General features: G+C 72.4%; 19 protein-coding genes. 14 read left to right on the top strand and 5 right to left on the bottom strand.

From position 1 onward, the window contains the following. Window positions 1–10: 10 nt before the first annotated feature. Complete coding sequence (gene cofC, locus ACFYU9_RS32535; RefSeq protein ID WP_389347205.1) at window positions 11–667, bottom strand: 2-phospho-L-lactate guanylyltransferase; 657 nt, start codon at window positions 665–667, stop codon at window positions 11–13. A gap of 172 nt (window positions 668–839) precedes the next feature. On the opposite strand from cofC, the gene ACFYU9_RS32530 reads away from it, so the two are divergent. The 3 genes from ACFYU9_RS32530 to ACFYU9_RS32520 all read left to right on the top strand — a co-directional run bounded on the left by ACFYU9_RS32530 (window position 840) and on the right by ACFYU9_RS32520 (window position 3797). Then, window positions 840–1592 carry a lysophospholipid acyltransferase family protein gene (locus ACFYU9_RS32530; protein WP_389208915.1) on the top strand — a complete coding sequence of 251 codons (753 nt, stop codon included), beginning with the start codon at window positions 840–842 and terminating at the stop codon, window positions 1590–1592. Continuing rightward, window positions 1589–2590, top strand: a complete 1002-nt coding sequence (locus ACFYU9_RS32525; protein ID WP_389208917.1) for an NAD(P)H-dependent glycerol-3-phosphate dehydrogenase — start codon at window positions 1589–1591, stop codon at window positions 2588–2590. Before ACFYU9_RS32530 ends, ACFYU9_RS32525 begins: the two co-directional genes overlap by 4 nt. A 67-nt stretch (window positions 2591–2657) precedes the next feature. Further along, the gene (locus ACFYU9_RS32520; RefSeq protein WP_389208918.1) at window positions 2658–3797 is read left to right on the top strand and encodes a D-alanine--D-alanine ligase family protein; all 1140 of its coding nucleotides are present in this window, start codon (window positions 2658–2660) and stop codon (window positions 3795–3797) included. Window positions 3798–3838: 41 nt separating this feature from the next. On the opposite strand, the gene ACFYU9_RS32515 is transcribed toward ACFYU9_RS32520, so the two are convergent. Together ACFYU9_RS32515 and ACFYU9_RS32510 are read right to left on the bottom strand one after the other, a co-directional pair. Further along, on the bottom strand, window positions 3839–4321 hold the full coding sequence (locus ACFYU9_RS32515) for a DUF3515 domain-containing protein (protein ID WP_389209228.1): 483 nt from the start codon (window positions 4319–4321) through the stop codon (window positions 3839–3841). 23 nt (window positions 4322–4344) lie between these two features. After that, entirely contained in the window at window positions 4345–4578 is a 234-nt protein-coding gene (locus ACFYU9_RS32510) for an Lrp/AsnC ligand binding domain-containing protein (protein WP_389208920.1), read from the bottom strand. A 265-nt stretch (window positions 4579–4843) separates the two neighbouring features. Between ACFYU9_RS32510 and ACFYU9_RS32505 the strand changes: the two genes are divergently transcribed. Next, window positions 4844–5806, top strand: a complete 963-nt coding sequence (locus ACFYU9_RS32505; RefSeq protein ID WP_389208922.1) for a thiamine-phosphate kinase — start codon at window positions 4844–4846, stop codon at window positions 5804–5806. Further along, the gene (gene thiD, locus ACFYU9_RS32500; protein ID WP_389347203.1) at window positions 5803–6612 is read left to right on the top strand and encodes a bifunctional hydroxymethylpyrimidine kinase/phosphomethylpyrimidine kinase; all 810 of its coding nucleotides are present in this window, start codon (window positions 5803–5805) and stop codon (window positions 6610–6612) included. The genes ACFYU9_RS32505 and thiD overlap by 4 nt, the downstream gene beginning before the upstream one ends. Window positions 6613–6736: 124 nt before the next feature. On the opposite strand, the gene rpmB is transcribed toward thiD, so the two are convergent. Then, the gene (gene rpmB, locus ACFYU9_RS32495) at window positions 6737–6922 is read right to left on the bottom strand and encodes a 50S ribosomal protein L28 (protein ID WP_003957616.1); all 186 of its coding nucleotides are present in this window, start codon (window positions 6920–6922) and stop codon (window positions 6737–6739) included. Window positions 6923–7157: 235 nt separating this feature from the next. Here rpmB and ACFYU9_RS32490 point away from each other — a divergent pair, with 235 nt between their 5' ends. The 9 genes from ACFYU9_RS32490 (at window position 7158) to mutM (ending at window position 16165) form a co-directional block, all read left to right on the top strand. Next, complete coding sequence (locus tag ACFYU9_RS32490; RefSeq protein WP_389347201.1) at window positions 7158–8744, top strand: DAK2 domain-containing protein; 1587 nt, start codon at window positions 7158–7160, stop codon at window positions 8742–8744. A gap of 86 nt (window positions 8745–8830) precedes the next feature. After that, window positions 8831–11050 (top strand): ATP-dependent DNA helicase RecG, encoded by a 2220-nt coding sequence (gene recG, locus ACFYU9_RS32485; RefSeq protein ID WP_389347199.1) that lies wholly within the window; start codon window positions 8831–8833, stop codon window positions 11048–11050. A gap of 91 nt (window positions 11051–11141) precedes the next feature. Continuing rightward, window positions 11142–11723 (top strand): 16S rRNA (guanine(966)-N(2))-methyltransferase RsmD, encoded by a 582-nt coding sequence (rsmD, locus tag ACFYU9_RS32480; protein WP_389347197.1) that lies wholly within the window; start codon window positions 11142–11144, stop codon window positions 11721–11723. A 26-nt stretch (window positions 11724–11749) separates the two neighbouring features. Beyond that, complete coding sequence (coaD, locus tag ACFYU9_RS32475; protein WP_389209230.1) at window positions 11750–12229, top strand: pantetheine-phosphate adenylyltransferase; 480 nt, start codon at window positions 11750–11752, stop codon at window positions 12227–12229. Between the two features lie 120 nt (window positions 12230–12349). After that, a complete protein-coding gene (locus ACFYU9_RS32470; protein ID WP_389347195.1) occupies window positions 12350–13396 on the top strand; it encodes a cell division initiation protein in 1047 nt (348 codons plus the stop codon). A gap of 211 nt (window positions 13397–13607) precedes the next feature. Continuing rightward, window positions 13608–14174: a YceD family protein gene (locus ACFYU9_RS32465; protein WP_389208934.1), complete on the top strand. Its 567-nt coding sequence runs from the start codon at window positions 13608–13610 to the stop codon at window positions 14172–14174. A 2-nt stretch (window positions 14175–14176) separates the two neighbouring features. Beyond that, window positions 14177–14350, top strand: a complete 174-nt coding sequence (gene rpmF / locus ACFYU9_RS32460) for a 50S ribosomal protein L32 (RefSeq protein ID WP_030195083.1) — start codon at window positions 14177–14179, stop codon at window positions 14348–14350. A 19-nt stretch (window positions 14351–14369) separates the two neighbouring features. Beyond that, a complete protein-coding gene (gene rnc, locus ACFYU9_RS32455) occupies window positions 14370–15155 on the top strand; it encodes a ribonuclease III (RefSeq protein WP_389208936.1) in 786 nt (261 codons plus the stop codon). Window positions 15156–15295: 140 nt separating this feature from the next. Further along, window positions 15296–16165, top strand: a complete 870-nt coding sequence (mutM, locus tag ACFYU9_RS32450; protein ID WP_389208938.1) for a bifunctional DNA-formamidopyrimidine glycosylase/DNA-(apurinic or apyrimidinic site) lyase — start codon at window positions 15296–15298, stop codon at window positions 16163–16165. On the opposite strand, the gene ACFYU9_RS32445 is transcribed toward mutM, so the two are convergent. Beyond that, window positions 16155–16553: a winged helix-turn-helix transcriptional regulator gene (locus tag ACFYU9_RS32445; RefSeq protein WP_389208940.1), complete on the bottom strand. Its 399-nt coding sequence runs from the start codon at window positions 16551–16553 to the stop codon at window positions 16155–16157. The two genes, mutM and ACFYU9_RS32445, sit on opposite strands and share 11 nt — an antisense overlap. Between the last annotated feature and the right edge of the window lie 22 nt (window positions 16554–16575).

The raw sequence follows: 16575 nt of genomic DNA, 5'->3' as shown, positions 1-16575 counted from the left end.
GGACCGCAGCCTATCCGGCCCGCACCCAGCGGGCCGCCGTCCGCGGCCCCACGCCGAGCGCCAGGGCGGCCGCCAGGTCCTCCCCGGTGTCCACGTCCCGGCGTACGGAATCCACCCCGGCCAGCCGGATTTCCACCGCGCCCGACGACAAATGCCGGCGTCGCGAAGCCCCTCCGAATGCCGGTTCCAATTCCGCGCCCGGACCGGCCGAGAGGAATGTCGTACCTATTTCGGCGGCATCCGCGAGAAATGCCCGCGGGAATTGCCCGGCCACCGACAGCACCCGGGCCAGCTCGGCCGGACGCAGCGCCGGAAGGTCCGCGTTCAGGGCCGCCACCCGCGCCCTGGGCCGCCCCGCCCGCACCGCGCGGGCCCCGTGCGCCAGCGCCCCGTTGAGTCCCGCGGCCGGCGCGTCCGGCACGATCCGCGCCCCGAGCGCCGCCAGCGCCCCCGCCGCGGCCGGATCGTCCGTGACGACCGCCACATCCCGGACCGCGGGGCAGGCGAGGACCGCCGCCACCGTGTCCTCGGCGAACGCGAGCGCCAGCAGACGCCGCAGCGAACCGCCCACCGCCGGGGCGAGGCGGCTCTTGGCCCGCGCCAGCGGCTTCAGGGGCACGACCAGCGACCAGTCGTCGTACGCGGTCTCGTCGGCGTAGCTCTTCATCGGACGCCATTCTTCCCGCCCGCCCCGGCCTTCTTCCCCCCGCCCGCGCCCCCGGAGTTCCCTCCCGTCCGCGCGAACCGGCCGGGCCCCGGGGCGTACGGTGTCCTCGACAGCCCAGGAGCAGGGGGGGACCATTGACCCCTTGCGCACCCGTCCGGAGAAAGGTGTCCGAGTGTCCCGCCGCAGAATCGGCTTCTGGTACCGCCTGGCGGCGGTCATCGCCAAACCCCCGCTGGTGGTGCTGTTCAAGCGGGACTGGCGCGGAACGGAGCACATCCCGGCCGACGGCGGCTTCATCACCGCGGTGAACCACAACTCGTACCTGGACCCGCTGTCCTACGCGCACTACCAGTACAACACCGGCCGCGTGCCCCGCTTCCTGGCGAAGGCCGGCCTCTTCAAGAGCTCGTTCGTCGGCATGATGCTGCGCAACACCGGCCAGATCCCGGTCTACCGCGAGACCACCAACGCCCTGGACGCCTTCCGGGCCGCCGTCGACGCCATCGAGCACGGCGAGTGCGTCGCCTTCTATCCCGAGGGCACCCTCACCCGCGACCCCGAGATGTGGCCCATGGCCGGCAAGACCGGCGCCGCCCGGGTCGCGCTGCTCACCAAGGTGCCCGTGATCCCGGTCGCCCAGTGGGGCGCCAACCTCGCGATGCCGCCGTACGCCAAGGAGAACAAGCTGCGGCTGTGGCCGCGCAAGACCCTGATCGTGCAGGCCGGTCCGCCCGTCGACCTCTCCCGCTTCTACGACCTCGAGCCCACGCCCGAGGTGCTGCGCGAGGCCACCGAGGAGATCATGGCGGCCATCACGCGGATCCTCGAGGAGGTCCGCGGAGAGCGGGCCCCGGCCGAGCCGTACGACCACAGGAAGGCGCGCCTGGAGCAGCGCCGCAAGGCCGCGGGGGAAGGCAAGAAGTGACCAAGGCAGCCGTCTTCGGCAACGGATCCTGGGGCACCGCCTTCGCCATGGTGCTCGCCGACGCGGGCTGCGAGGTCAGCCTCTGGGGCCGGCGCGCCGCCCTCGCGGAGACGATCAACACCACCGGGACCAACCCCGACTACCTGCCCGGGGTCGAACTCCCCAAGGGCATCACGGCCACCGCCGACGCCGCCGAGGCCGCCCGCGACGCCGACTTCACCGTCCTCGTCGTGCCCTCCCAGACGCTGCGCGAGAACCTCGCCGCCTGGAAGCCGCTGCTCGCCCCGGACACCGTCCTCGTCTCCCTGATGAAGGGCGTCGAACTCGGCACCGCCGAGCGGATGAGCGAGGTCGTCATGGAGGTCGCGGAGGTGCCCGCCGAGCGCGTGGCCGTCCTCACCGGCCCCAACCTGGCCCTGGAGATCGCGGCCCGGCAGCCCGCCGCCGCCGTCGTCGCCTGCGTCGACGAGACCGTCGCCCAGCGGTTCCAGGCCGCCTGCATGACCCCGTACTTCCGCCCGTACACCAACACCGACGTCGTCGGCTGCGAGCTCGGCGGAGCCGTCAAGAACGTCATCGGCCTCGCCGTCGGCATCGCGAACGGCATGGGCCTCGGCGACAACTCCAAGGCCACGCTCATCACCCGCGGCCTGGCCGAGACCACCCGGCTCGGCCTCGCCATGGGCGCCGACCCGCTCACCTTCTCCGGCCTCGCGGGCCTCGGCGACCTCGTCGCCACCTGCTCCTCGCCGCTCTCCCGGAACAACACCTTCGGCACCAACCTGGGCCGCGGGATGACCCTCCAGGAGACCATCGCGGCCACCAAGCAGACCGCCGAGGGCGTCAAGTCCTGCGAGTCCGTGCTCGATCTGGCCCGCCGGCACGGCGTCGACATGCCCATCACCGAGACGGTCGTGTCGATCGTCCACGAGGGCAAGCCGCCGGTCGTCGCGCTCAAGGAGCTGATGTCGCGCAGCGCCAAGGCGGAGCGCCGCTGAGCCGGACGCGCCAAGCGGAAGCGGGGCGCTCAGGAGTTCGGACGCCGCAAGGTACGCTCATCGCGATATGAGCGAGAACACCCAGAGCCCCCGCAAGCCGCGCGTGGCCGTCGTCTTCGGCGGACGCAGCTCCGAGCACGCCATCTCCGTCGTCACCGCCGGCGCCGTCCTCAGCGCCATCGACCGGGACAAGTACGACGTGCTGCCCATCGGCATCACCCGGGAGGGGCGCTGGGCGCTGACCGCCGACGCCCCCGAGCGGATGGCGATCGCCGACCGTGCCCTGCCGGACGTCGCCCAGCTCGCCGAGTCCGAGACCGGCGGCGTGGTCCTGCCCGTCGACCCGGCCAGCCGCGAGGTCGTCCTGAGCGAGCCCGGCGCGCTGCCGCAGGCCCTCGGCGAGGTCGACGTGGTCTTCCCGATGCTGCACGGCCCGTACGGCGAGGACGGCACCCTCCAGGGCCTCCTGGAGCTCTCCGGCATCCCGTACGTCGGCGCGGGCGTCCTCGCCTCCGCCGTCGGCCAGGACAAGGAGTACATGAAGCGCGTCTTCGTCTCCTTCGGTCTGCCCGTCGGCCCGTACGAGGTCATCCGGCCGCGCGAGTGGGAGCAGAACCCGGCCGCCGCCCGCAAGAAGATCGTGGAGTTCGCCGCCGACCACGGCTGGCCGCTCTTCGTGAAGCCGGCCCGTGGCGGCTCCTCCGTCGGCATCACCAAGGTCGACGACCTCTCCGGCCTGGACGAGGCCGTCGAGGAGGCCCGCCGCTTCGACCCGAAGATCATCGTCGAGGCGCTGGTCCGCGGCCGTGAGATCGAGTGCGGCGTCCTGGAGTTCGAGGACGGCCCGCGCGCCAGCGTGCCGGCCGAGATCCCGCCGGTCACCGACCACGACTTCTACGACTTCGAGGCCAAGTACATCGACTCGGCCTCCGGCCTGGTGCCCGCGCCGATCGGCGACGAGGCCACCGCCGAGGTCCAGCGCCTCGCCGTGCTCGCCTACGAGTCGGTGTCCTGCGAGGGCCTGGTGCGCGCCGACTTCTTCCTCACCGAGGACGGCGGGTTCGTCATCAACGAGATCAACACCATGCCCGGCTTCACGCCCATCTCCATGTACCCGCGCATGTGGCAGGAGAGCGGCGTCGGCTACCCGGAGCTGGTCGACCGGCTCATCCAGGCCGCGCTCAACCGTTCCACCGGCCTGCGCTAGGGCCTGATCCGCCGGACAGGCCCTGGGCGACACCGTCCCGCTCAGAGACTGGGCGGGACGGCCTTCTTCACCGGGCCGGCGAGATCCACGAGCGGGCCGACGTCGTGCGCGTACCGCTTGTCCAGCGTCACCTCGACGTAGGTCTTGCGGTACGTCGTGGTGAAGCGGGGTCCGTCGCCCTCGCGCGGCTCGAACAGCCAGTTGACGCCGTTCGCGTCGATCCCCTGTGCCTGCGGATCGTTCATCTTTTCGGGCCGGGGGACCCCGCAGCGCAGTACGATCGCCGCATCCCCCCACGCGGCGGTCAGCTCGGACTCCGGCTCGGTGCCGGTCCGCTCCAGACCGGCCACGGTGTCGGGCAACTCCTTCGCGAGCGCACGGCAGAAGGCGGCCTCGGCCGCCGGAGGACCGGGAACGGCCACCGACGGCTTCGCGTCCGCGGAGGAACAGCCCGCGACGGCGAGCAGCAGGACGCCGACCGCGGCGGCGGAGGCGGACAGGCCGAAGGGCCGGTGGGAAGACATCACCGGCCAAGGGTAGACGGGGGCTAGATATGCACGACCGGGCAGGTGAGGGTGCGGGTGATGCCTTCCACTTGCTGGACCTTGGCGACCACCATGCGGCCGAGCGCGTCCACGGTGTCGGCCTCGGCGCGCACGATCACGTCATAGGGACCCGTCACGTCCTCGGCCTGGATGACTCCAGTGATCTTGGCGATGGTCTCGGCGACGGTCGACGCCTTGCCCACCTCGGTCTGAATAAGGATGTACGCCTGTACCACGGAACCTCCAGGGCGGCCACGAGGATCTTGTGGGAGAAAGAGACGCCACGGTACCGCGTCGCCGCGGGCCGCGGGGAGACCTCCGCGCCCGGAGGCGCCCGTGGTGTGGCGCAGGCAGATGAGAAGTTGACGGTCAGATGAGAAGTCGACCGTCCGCTCGGACGGTTAACTTGACGGTATCCGGCACGGTGACGGCCCGCGACCCGCACGGCGAGGAGCGGCGGAGCGGCGCGGCGGCCGGCACGACGACACGAGGTGACACGCGGTGAAGGGCACAGTCGGAGAGCTGGGCGAGTTCGGGCTCATCAGGGAGCTCACCTCCCGGCTCACCTCCACCCCCGCGGTGCGGATCGGGCCCGGCGACGACGCCGCCGTGGTCTCCGCCCCCGACCGGCGGGTGGTGGCCAGCACGGACATCCTGCTCGAAGGACGCCACTTCCGCCGCGACTGGTCGACGGCGTACGACGTCGGCCGCAAGGCCGCGGCGCAGAACCTCGCCGACATCGCCGCCATGGGCGCCGTCCCCACCGCGCTGCTGCTCGGGCTCGTCGTCCCCGCCGAACTCCCGGTCACCTGGCCCACGGAACTCATGGACGGACTGCGCGACGAATGTCAGGTCGCGGGCGCCGCGGTGGTCGGCGGCGACGTCGTCCGCGGCGACACGATCATGGTCTCCATCACCGCGCTCGGCGATCTGCGCAACCACGACCCGGTCACCCGCGGCGGCGCGCAGCCCGGTGACGTCGTCGCCTACACCGGCTGGCTCGGCTGGTCCGCCGCCGGCTACGCGGTGCTCTCCCGCGGCTTCCGCTCCCCGCGCGCCTTCGTCGAGGCCCACCGCCGCCCCGAGCCGCCGTACCACGCGGGCCCGGCCGCCGCCGGACTCGGCGCCACCGCCATGTGCGACGTCAGCGACGGCCTGATCGCCGACCTCGGGCACATCGCCGAGGCCAGCAAGGTCCGCATCGACCTGCGCTCCGGCCTCATCGACATCCCCACCCAGATGCACGACATCGGCCAGGCCGTCGGCGTCGACCCGCTCCAGTGGGTGCTCACCGGGGGAGAGGACCACGCGATCGTCGCCACCTTCCCGCCGGACGTGAAGCTGCCGGCCCGCTGGAAGGTCATCGGCGAGGTCCTCAACCCGTCCGCGCTGCCGCAGGTGACGGTGGACGGGGCGCCCTGGCACAGCAAGGGCGGCTGGGACCACTTCGGCGGCACGGAGTGACCTCCCGGCCCCCGCTGGTCCTCACCGTCGCCGGATCCGACTCCGGCGGCGGCGCCGGCATCCAGGCCGACCTCAAGACGATGCTGGCGCTCGGCGTCCACGGCATGAGCGTGATCACCGCCGTGACCGCGCAGAACTCGCGGGGCGTCCAGGGCGCCTGGGAGCTGCCCGAGGAGGCCGTACGGGCCCAGTTCCGGGCCGTCGCCGACGACATCGGCGTCCAGGCGGTCAAGACCGGCATGCTGGCGTCCGCCGCCCTGGTCGAGACGGTGGCCGGACTGCTCGCCTCCGTGGCGGCCCCGGTGGTCGTCGACCCGGTCGGCGTCTCCAAGCACGGCGACCCGCTGCTGGCCGCCTCCGCGCTCGGCTCCGTCCGTACCGCGCTGCTGCCGGCCGCCACCGTGGCCACGCCCAACCTGGACGAGGTGACACAGCTCACCGGCGTCGTGGTCGAGGACGAGGACGGGATGCGGCGGGCGGCCGACGCGGTCCTCGCGTACGGGCCGCGCTGGGCGCTGATCAAGGGCGGGCACCTCGACACCCGCGGAGCCCCGGGCGGGGAGGCCGTCGACTTCCTGACGGACGGCACCGAGGAGCACTGGTTCCGGGCCCCGCGCCACGACAACCGGCACACCCACGGCACGGGCTGCACGCTCGCCTCGGCGGTGGCATCGGGCCTCGCGAAGGGCCTCGCCGTGCCGGCGGCGGTGGCCGAGGCGAAGGCCTATGTGACGGGCGCGATCGCGCGCGGCTTCGCGCTGGGCGGGGGCATCGGCCCGGTCGACCACGCGTGGCGCTGGCGCTGACCGTTTCCGGGCATGGCAAAAGGCCGGTTCACCGAGGTGAACCGGCCTTTCAAGGCAACCGCAGGGGCTGCGCTACGACGTGACGTCGGCGGGGCTTTCCCCGCTTGACGCGGGGGAGCACCAATTAGCGCGAGACCTTGCCGGCCTTGATGCACGAGGTGCAGACGTTGAGCCGCTTCGGCGTCCGACCGACCACGGCACGCACACGCTGGATGTTCGGGTTCCAGCGACGAGACGTACGGCGGTGCGAGTGCGAAATGTTGTTGCCGAAGCCCGGCCCCTTGCCGCAGACGTCGCAGTTGGCAGCCACGGGTCACTCCAAAGACTTCAGATTTACGGTGAATCCGGCGCACCGGAATCGGATCTAGGATCTGAAGTGGCTTGCCGGAGGAATGGCCCGACAGTGCCGGGCAACCGAAGCAGCATACAACGACCGCTTCGGTGGAACGAAACTACCATGTTCCGCCCGGCCCCCGCCCCGGAGCCCTGGTGGGACCGGGTCTACGCTGCGGTGAACCCAGCGCAGAGCTCAGGAGGACCACGCGTTGCCCCACCCGTCGCCGCGAGCCCCGCACCCGCAGAACCTCGACGCCGAAGCCGTCCGATCCTGGTGCGCGGGGGCGCTGGCGGCCCTCGGCAGAGAGCGCGAGGAGATCGACGCCATCAACGTCTACCCCGTCGCGGACGGGGACACCGGTACGAACCTGTACCTGACGGTGGAGTCGGCGGCCCGGGCGGTGGACGAGGTCCCCGGCGGCGCGGGAGTGGCCGAGGTCATACGGGCCATGGCCCACGGCGCCCTGCTCGGCGCCCGCGGGAACTCCGGCACGATCCTCTCCCAGCTGCTGCGCGGGATGGCCGCCGAACTCGCCGCCGGAGGTGACGGGGATCACCTCGCCCGCGCCCTCGCCGGCGCCGCCGGCGCGGCCCGCGCGGCCGTCGCCCACCCCGTCGAGGGCACCGTCCTCACCGTCGCCCGCGCCGCCGCCGAAGCCTGCGCGCCGGGCGGAGAACTCGTGACGGTGGCCACACGGGCCTACGAGGGGGCCCGGACGGCCCTGGACGCGACCCCCGGGCAGTTGGCCGCACTCGAACGCGCCGGCGTCGTGGACGCCGGAGGACGCGGTCTGGTGGCGGTGCTCGGCGCGCTCGTCGAGACCCTGACGGGCCGGCCCCCCGAGCACCCCCTCGGGCCCGTGCACCACCCCGTCCTCGCCGACGCCGCCTGCGAGGGCTCCGAGGGACCCGCGTACGAGGTGATCTACCTCCTGGAGGCCGGCGACGCCGCCGTGGACCGCCTGAAGGCCCGCCTCGACGCGCTGGGCGAGTCCCTCGTCGTCGTCGGCGGCGACGGGCTGTGGAACGTCCACGTCCACACCGACGACGCCGGCGCCGCCGTCGAGGCCGGCGTCGAGGCGGGACGCCCGTACCGCATCCGCATCACCCACTTCGACGCGCACACCGAGCCCGCCGGCCGCGCGATCGTCGCCGTCGTCCCCGGCGAGGGCCTCGCCGGCCTGTGCGCCGGGGCCGGCGCCACCACCCTGCTCGCCCGCCCCGGCGAGCCGCCCACCGGCGCGGAACTCGCCGAAGCCATCCGCCGCACCCACGCCCACGAGGTCGTCCTCCTCCCCAACGACACCGAGCTGCGCACCGTCGCCGCCGCGGCCGCCGAACAGGCCCGCGCCGAGGGCGTCCGCGTCGCCCTCATCCCCACCCGCGCCGCCGTCCAGGGCATCGCCGCCCTCGCCGTCCACGAACCGGACCGCCGCTTCGACGAGGACGTCGTCGCCATGACCGCGGCCGCCGGCGCCACCCGCTACGCCGAACTCGCCGTCGCCGAACACCAGTCCTTCACCTCCGCCGGCGTCTGCCAGGCCGGCGACGTCCTCGGCCTCATCGAGGGCGACGTCGCCGTCATCGGCCAGGACCTCACCGCCACCGCCCGCATCGTCCTCGACCGCATGCTCTCGGCCGGCGGCGAACTCGTCACCCTCATCACCGCCGCCGACACCCCCGCCGCCCTCGCCGACACCCTCGAACGCCACGTCCGCGCCACGTACTTGGCCGTCGACACCACCACCTACCAGGCGGGCGAGGGCGCGCCGCCGCTCCTCATCGGCGTCGAGTAGCGGGCCCGGGGGCGCCCGGGACGGGTCCGGGGCAGGGGGACTTCCCGCCGCCCGGTGCGCGACGGGTGTCAGTGGTGTGGTGTGCAATGGGTCTCGTGCCCGCGCTCGACGAACCCCTCAAGAAGCTGCTCGGCGCCGCCACCGCCAAGGTGATGGCCGAGCACATGGACCTGCACACGGTCGGTGACCTGCTGCACCACTACCCGCGCCGGTACGCCGAGCGCGGCGAGCTCACCGCGCTCGCGGACCTGCCCCTGGACGAGCACGTGACGGTCGTCGCCCAGGTCGCCGACGCGCGCCTGCACACGTTCAACAAGGGCGGGCGCGGCAAGGGACAGCGCCTGGAGGTGACGATCACCGACGGCAGCGGCCGGATGCAGCTCGTGTTCTTCGGCCGCACCGTGCACTTCCACCAGAAGGAGCTGCTGCCGGGCCGCCGCGCGATGTTCGCCGGCAAGGTCGGCCTCTTCAACCGCCGTCTCCAGCTCGCGCACCCCGAGTACAAGCTGCTCGACGCCGAGAGCAGCACCGAGACCGTCCGGGCTTTTGCCAACGAGCTGCTGCCGATCTACCCGGCCTGCAAGCAGCTGGAGTCCTGGACCATCGAGCAGTCCGTCTCCATCGCCCTCGACTCCATGGCCGCCACCGCCTGGCAGGGCCTCGTCGACCCGCTGCCGCCCGCCCTGCGCGAGGGCCGTGGTCTCACCGGCCTGCCCGACGCGCTCATGAAGATCCACCGGCCGCGCACCAAGGCCGACATCGCGGACGCCCGCGACCGCCTCAAGTGGGACGAGGCGTTCGTCCTCCAGGTCGCCCTCGCCCGCCGCCGCCACGCCGACACCCAGCTCCACGCCGTCGCCCGCCGCCCCGCCGCCGACGGCCTGCTCACCGCCTTCGACGCCAAGCTCCCGTTCACCCTCACCGACGGCCAGCGGAAGGTGTCGAAGGAGATCTTCGACGACCTCGCCACCGAACACCCGATGCACCGCCTCCTCCAGGGCGAGGTCGGCTCGGGCAAGACCATGGTGGCGCTGCGCGCCATGCTCGCCGTCGTCGACGCCGGGGGACAGGCCGCGATGCTCGCGCCCACCGAGGTCCTCGCCCAGCAGCACCACCGGTCCGTCACCGAGATGATGGGCGAGCTCGCCGAGGGCGGCATGCTCGGCGGCGCCGACAACGCCACCAAGGTGGTGCTGCTCACCGGGTCCATGGGGACGGCCGCGCGGCGTCAGGCGCTCCTGGACCTGGTCACCGGCGAGGCCGGCCTCGTCATCGGCACCCACGCGCTGATCGAGGACAAGGTGCAGTTCCACGACCTCGGCCTGGTCGTCGTCGACGAGCAGCACCGCTTCGGCGTGGAGCAGCGTGACGCCCTGCGCGGCAAGGGGAAGCAGCCGCCGCACCTGCTCGTCATGACCGCGACCCCGATCCCGCGCACGGTCGCCATGACCGTCTTCGGCGACCTGGAGACCTCCGTCCTCGACCAGCTGCCCGCCGGCCGCTCCCGGATCGTCAGCCACGTCGTGCCGGCCGCCGACAAGCCGCACTTCCTCGCCCGCGCCTGGGAGCGGGTCCGCGAGGAGGTCGAGTCCGGGCACCAGGCGTACGTGGTGTGCCCGCGCATCGGCGACGAGGAGGACCGGAAGCAGACCGCCAAGCGCAAGGCCGGCCCGGAGGACGAGGCCGAGAAGCGGCCGCCGCTCGCCGTCCTCGACGTCGCCGAGCAGCTGCGCAGCGGCCCGCTCGCCGGACTGCGCGTCGAGGTGCTGCACGGCCGGATGCACCCGGACGACAAGGACGACGTCATGCGCCGCTTCGCCGCCGGCGAGGTGGACGTCCTGGTCGCCACGACCGTCATCGAGGTCGGCGTCAACGTGCCCAACGCCACCGCCATGGTGATCATGGACGCCGACCGCTTCGGCGTCTCCCAGCTGCACCAGCTCCGCGGCCGCGTCGGCCGCGGCTCCGCCGCCGGACTCTGCCTGCTCGTCTCCGAGATGCCCGAGGCCAGCCCGGCCCGCCAGCGCCTGAACGCCGTCGCCGCCACCCTCGACGGCTTCGAGCTCTCCCGCATCGACCTCGAACAGCGCCGCGAGGGCGACGTCCTCGGCCAGGCCCAGTCCGGCGTGCGCTCCTCGCTGCGGATGCTCGCCGTCATCGACGACGAGGAGGTCATCGCCGCCGCGCGCGAGGAGGCCACCGCACTCGTCCTCGCCGACCCCGGCCTCACCGCCCACCCCGAGCTGCGCACCGCGCTCGACGCGCTGCTCGACAAGGACCGGGAGGAGTACCTGGACAAGGGCTGACCCGGCCGCCCGGTCCCGCACCGGAGCTTTCCCGTTCCGGCCGCCATAAGCTATTGCGAGCGCAATCGTTTATGGATGACGAGGAACCCACATGACCCGCGTGATCGCCGGCACCGCCGGCGGACGCCGACTCGCCGTGCCGCCCGGCACCGGCACCCGGCCCACCTCCGACCGCGCGCGGGAGGGCCTCTTCTCCACCTGGGAGTCCTTCCACGGAGTCGAAGGGGCCCGGGTCGCCGACCTGTACGCGGGCTCCGGCGCCGTCGGCCTGGAGGCGCTGTCCCGCGGCGCCTCGCACGCCCTGCTCGTCGAGGCCGACCCGCGCGCCGCGAAGACCGTCCGGGACAACATCCGCAGCCTCGGCCTGCCCGGCGCCGAACTGCGCACCGGCAAGGCCGAGCAGATCGCGGCCGGACCGGCCCCGGCCGAGCCGTACGACCTGGTCTTCCTCGACCCCCCGTACGCCGTCTCGGACGACGATCTTCGCGAGATCCTCCTCACACTGCGCTCCGGGGGCTGGATCGGCGAGGATGCCCTCGTCACCGTGGAGCGCAGCACCCGAGGCGGGGAATTCGGCTGGCCCGAGGGCTTCGACCCCCTGCGGTCCCGTCGCTACGGCGAGGGAACGTTTTGGTACGGTCGCGCCGCCTCTACGTGCGAAGACGCACGATGACCGGACCGGAGAGCGAGGGACCCAAGTTGCGCCGCGCCGTCTGTCCGGGGTCATTCGACCCCATCACCAACGGACACCTGGACATCATCGCCCGTGCCTCCAAGCTGTACGACGTGGTGCACGTCGCGGTGATGATCAACCAGTCGAAGAAGGGCCTGTTCACGGTCGACGAGCGGATCGAGCTCATCCGTGAGGTCACCGCCGACTTCGGCAACGTCGAGGTCGAGTCCTTCCACGGACTGCTCGTCGACTTCTGCAAGCAGCGCGACATCCCCGCCATCGTCAAGGGACTCCGCGCCGTCAGCGACTTCGACTACGAGCTCCAGATGGCCCAGATGAACAACGGGCTCTCGGGCGTCGAGACGCTCTTCGTGCCCACCAACCCGACGTACAGCTTCCTGTCGTCCTCGCTGGTCAAGGAGGTCGCGGCCTGGGGCGGGGACGTCTCCCACCTGGTGCCGCCGCAGGTCCTCGGCCGACTCACCGAACGCCTGCGCGAGAAGTGACCCGGTCGTGACCCCCGGCCACCTCCGCTGACGCTCCGTCACCAGGTCACGGAACGGGCCCGACTGGCCTTACAGTCGTGCCGTCCGTCTCCATCCAGCTGAGAAGAGTGGCGAGCCCCGGTGGACGTGCAGAAGAAGCTCGACGAGATCGTCACGACGGTCCGCAGCGCCCGCTCCATGCCGATGTCGGCGTCCTGCGTGCTCAACCGGGCCGAGCTGCTCGCCCTGCTCGACGAGCTCCGCGCGGCCCTGCCGGACTCCCTCGCCCAGGCGCGGGAGCTGATCGGCGGGCGCGAGCAGATGGTCGAGCAGGCCCGCCAGGAGGCCGAGCGGATCATCGAGGCCGCGCACGCCGAGCGCGGCTCGATCGTCTCCGACTCCCAGGTCGCCCGCCAGTCCCAGGGCGAGGCCGACCGGATCCTCACCGAGGCCCGCCGGGAGGCCGAGGAGATCCGCGCCGAGGCCGACGACTACGTCGACTCCAAGCTGGCCAACTTCGAGGTGGTCCTCAACAAGACCATCGCCTCCGTCGACCGCGGCCGCGAGAAGCTGCTCGGCCGCGGCCCCGGCCTCGACGCCGAGGGGTACGCGGACGAGGACGCCCCCGAGTACAGCGCGGACCCGCAGACCCTGATCCAGCGCGCCGACGGCTACGTGGACGCCAAGCTCGGCGCCTTCGAGGCCGTCCTCAGCACGACCCTGGAGGCCGTCGGCCGGGGCCGCCAGAAGCTCCAGGGCCGGGTCGCCACCGACGCGCTCGGCGAGCACATGGCCGCCCAGGACGCGGCCGGCACCCCGCTGCACACCAGCGACGCCGACTACCTGGCCGGCCTCGCGGAGCTGGCCGACCCCGAGCCCGTACCGGCGGCGCGGCCCGCGCAGATCCCGGCGCAGCCGGCCCAGGACCCGTACGGCTACGAGCAGCAGCCGGTCCAGGTCCCGGCCCAGGACCCGTACGGATACCCGCAGCAGGACCCCTACGCGTACCAGCAGCAGCAGGGCGACCCGTACGCCTACCAGGGCCAGTACGGCTACGAGCAGCCGCAGCAGCCCGCCCAGCCGCCGCACCAGCCCCAGCAGGCGGCCGCCTCGCTCGACGAGACCAGCTTCTTCGACACGAGCATGATCGACCTGGAGCAGTTGCGCCGTTACGAGCAGGGCCACTGACCAGGGCGTCGACCCGGATTGGGCCCTGAGCGAAGCGTCCAGTATTCTGGCTGTTCGGTCGCGCGTATTTCCGCGGTCCGTGCTGCCCGTATCCGGCAGCCCCCTCACGTATGTGAACGATTCGAAAGCAGGAAGAGCCCTGAGCACGCGCCTCGACCACCGCAATCCCCTCGTGTTCGACACACACGAGCTGGGGCGGCGTCCTGGTGCCATGCAGCGGATCTCCCGCACGGTCGATGCCCCCAGGGATCTGGGGATCGCCGGGGTCGTCGCGGTGCCCGAGGGCGCGCCGGTGGAAATCGATCTCCGTCTCGAGTCGGTCATGGAAGGGGTGCTTGTCACAGGCACCGCCCGTGCATCGGCCGAGGGGGAGTGCGTAAGGTGTCTGGAGTCCGTCGAGCTCGATCTCGACGCTGACTTCCAGGAGATGTTCTCGTACCCCGACTCCGACGACCGGGGCCGCTCCAAGGCGGCCGCGGACGACGAAGCCGAGGACGACGAGGACATGATCCCCCTCGAGGACGGCATGTTCGACCTCGAGCCCGTGCTGCGCGATGCGGTGGTGCTCGCACTGCCCATGCAGCCGGTGTGCCGGGAGGACTGTGAGGGCCTGTGCTCCGAGTGCGGAGCCAACCTGAACGACAACCCGGACCACCACCATGACGCCGTCGACATCCGTTGGGCGGCATTGCAGGGACTCGCCGGTTCGCTGGGAACCGATGAGAAGGACAACATGAGCGGCGCCGCTACCGGTGTCGACGAAGAGCAGGAGAAGTAGCCGTGGCTGTTCCGAAGCGGAAGATGTCGCGCAGCAACACGCGCCACCGCCGGTCGCAGTGGAAGGCTGCGGTCACCCCCCTGGTTTCGTGCGAGCGTTGCCAGGAGCCGAAGCAGCAGCACATCGCGTGCCCGAGCTGCGGCACCTACAACAAGCGCCAGGTCCTCTCGGTCTGAGAGGCTGGTGAGAGGCACGATGTCTGACCACGTCAACTCAGCCTCGTCTCACACGCTTCTGGAAGGGCGGCTCGGGTATCAGCTCGAGTCCGCCCTTCTGGTGCGTGCGCTCACCCACCGTTCGTACGCGTACGAGAACGGCGGTCTGCCCACCAACGAGCGGCTGGAGTTCCTCGGGGACTCGGTGCTCGGCCTGGTGGTCACGGACACGCTCTACCGAACCCACCCCGACCTGCCCGAAGGCCAGCTGGCCAAGCTGCGGGCCGCGGTGGTCAACTCTCGGGCGCTGGCGGAGGTGGGCCGCGGCCTCGACCTCGGCTCCTTCATCCGGCTCGGCCGGGGCGAGGAAGGCACGGGCGGGCGGGACAAGGCGTCCATCCTCGCCGACACGCTTGAAGCGGTGATCGGCGCGGTGTACCTCGACCAGGGTCTCGATGCGGCGTCCGAGCTGGTGCACCGGCTCTTCGACCCGCTGATCGAGAAGTCCTCCAACCTCGGCGCCGGCCTGGACTGGAAGACCAGTCTCCAGGAGCTGACCGCGGCCGAGGGGCTCGGTGTTCCGGAGTACCTCGTCAGCGAGGAGGGTCCGGACCACGAGAAGGTCTTCACTGCTGCCGCCCGCGTCGGTGGTGTCTCGTACGGCACCGGCACCGGCCGCAGCAAGAAGGAAGCGGAACAGCAGGCGGCCGAGTCCGCGTGGCGCGCGATTCACGCGGCCGCGGCCGAGCGCGCGGCGGCGGCCGAGGCCGCGACCGCGGGAGAGGCCGCCGACGCCTCTTCCGTGAAGGACCAGGCCTCGGCCTGACCTTCGTCTTCCTTCGCGTTTCCTCACGCGCTGCCCCCGTCCCTCCTCGTGAGGGGCGGGGGCAGCGTGCTGTCCGGGGTGCCGGCGGGCGGTTGTAGGCTGCCTGCAGAAGTCGTCCCGAGCCCGTCCGGAGGAGTCCCGTGCCCGAGTTGCCCGAGGTCGAGGTCGTCCGACGCGGTCTTGAGCGCTGGGTCGCCGGGCGGACCGTCGCCGGGGTGGACGTCCTGCACCCGCGGGCCGTTCGGCGCCACGTCGAGGGCGGCACGGACTTCGCGGCCCGGCTGACGGGCCAGACCTTCGGGGTGGCGCGGCGCCGCGGCAAGTACCTGTGGCTGCCGCTCGACGGCGGCGAGGCGTCCGTGCTCGGCCACCTCGGGATGAGCGGGCAGCTGCTCGTCCAGCCGGCGGACGCCGAGGACGAGAAGCACCTGCGCATCCGGATCCGCTTCGACGACGCGGCCGGCACCGAGCTGCGCTTCGTCGACCAGCGCACCTTCGGCGGGCTCTCGCTGCACGACACCGCCCCGGACAGCGCGGACGGCCTCCCGGACGTCATCGCGCACATCGCCCGCGACCCGATCGACCCGGCCTTCGACGACGCCGCCTTCCAGCGGGCGCTGCGGCTGCGGCGGACGACGATCAAGCGCGCGCTGCTCGACCAGTCGCTGATCAGCGGCGTCGGCAACATCTACGCGGACGAGGCGCTGTGGCGGGCGAAGCTGCACTACGAGCGGCCGACCGCGAGCCTGACCCGGCCGCGTGTCGCGGAGCTGCTCGGGCACGTCCGCGACGTGATGAACGCGGCCCTGGCGGCCGGCGGCACCAGCTTCGACGCGCTGTACGTCAACGTGAACGGCGAGTCGGGCTACTTCGACCGCTCGCTGGACGCCTACGGGCGGGAGGGCGAGCCCTGCCACCGCTGCGGTACGCCGATGCGCCGGCGCGCGTGGATGAACCGGTCCAGTTACTTCTGCCCGCGCTGCCAGCGCGAGCCCCGCGTCACGGTGTGAGAGCGGTGCTCTCGGCGCGCTCCGCGTCGTAACTCTCGCGCGCGGCCAGCACCTGGTCCATCCGGCCCTCGACGAGGTGGATGAGGCCGAGGAGCCGTTCGGCGACCTCGCGGCCGAGCGGGGTGAGCCGGTAGTCGACCCGCGGCGGGTTGGTGGGCCGGGCCTCGCGGTGCACGAGCCCGTCGCGCTCCAGCGCGTGCAGGGTCTGCGACAGCATCTTCTCGCTCACGCCGTCCACCCGGCGGCGCAGCTCGTTGAATCGGAACGTGCCGTCGTGCAGCGCGCCCAGGGTGAGGCTGCCCCAGCGGCCCGTCACGTGCTCCAGCGTGCCGCGCGAGGGGCAGGCGCGCGCGAACACGTCATAGGCGAGGGCGTCGGCGTCGGTCATGCGCTCCACCGTACTCCCGCAC

Origin of the sequence: Streptomyces sp. NPDC004327 (assembly GCF_042873935.1) — a bacterium.
Taxonomy (GTDB): Bacteria; Actinomycetota; Actinomycetes; order Streptomycetales; family Streptomycetaceae; genus Streptomyces.
This window is presented reverse-complemented; position numbering and strand designations above follow the sequence as displayed.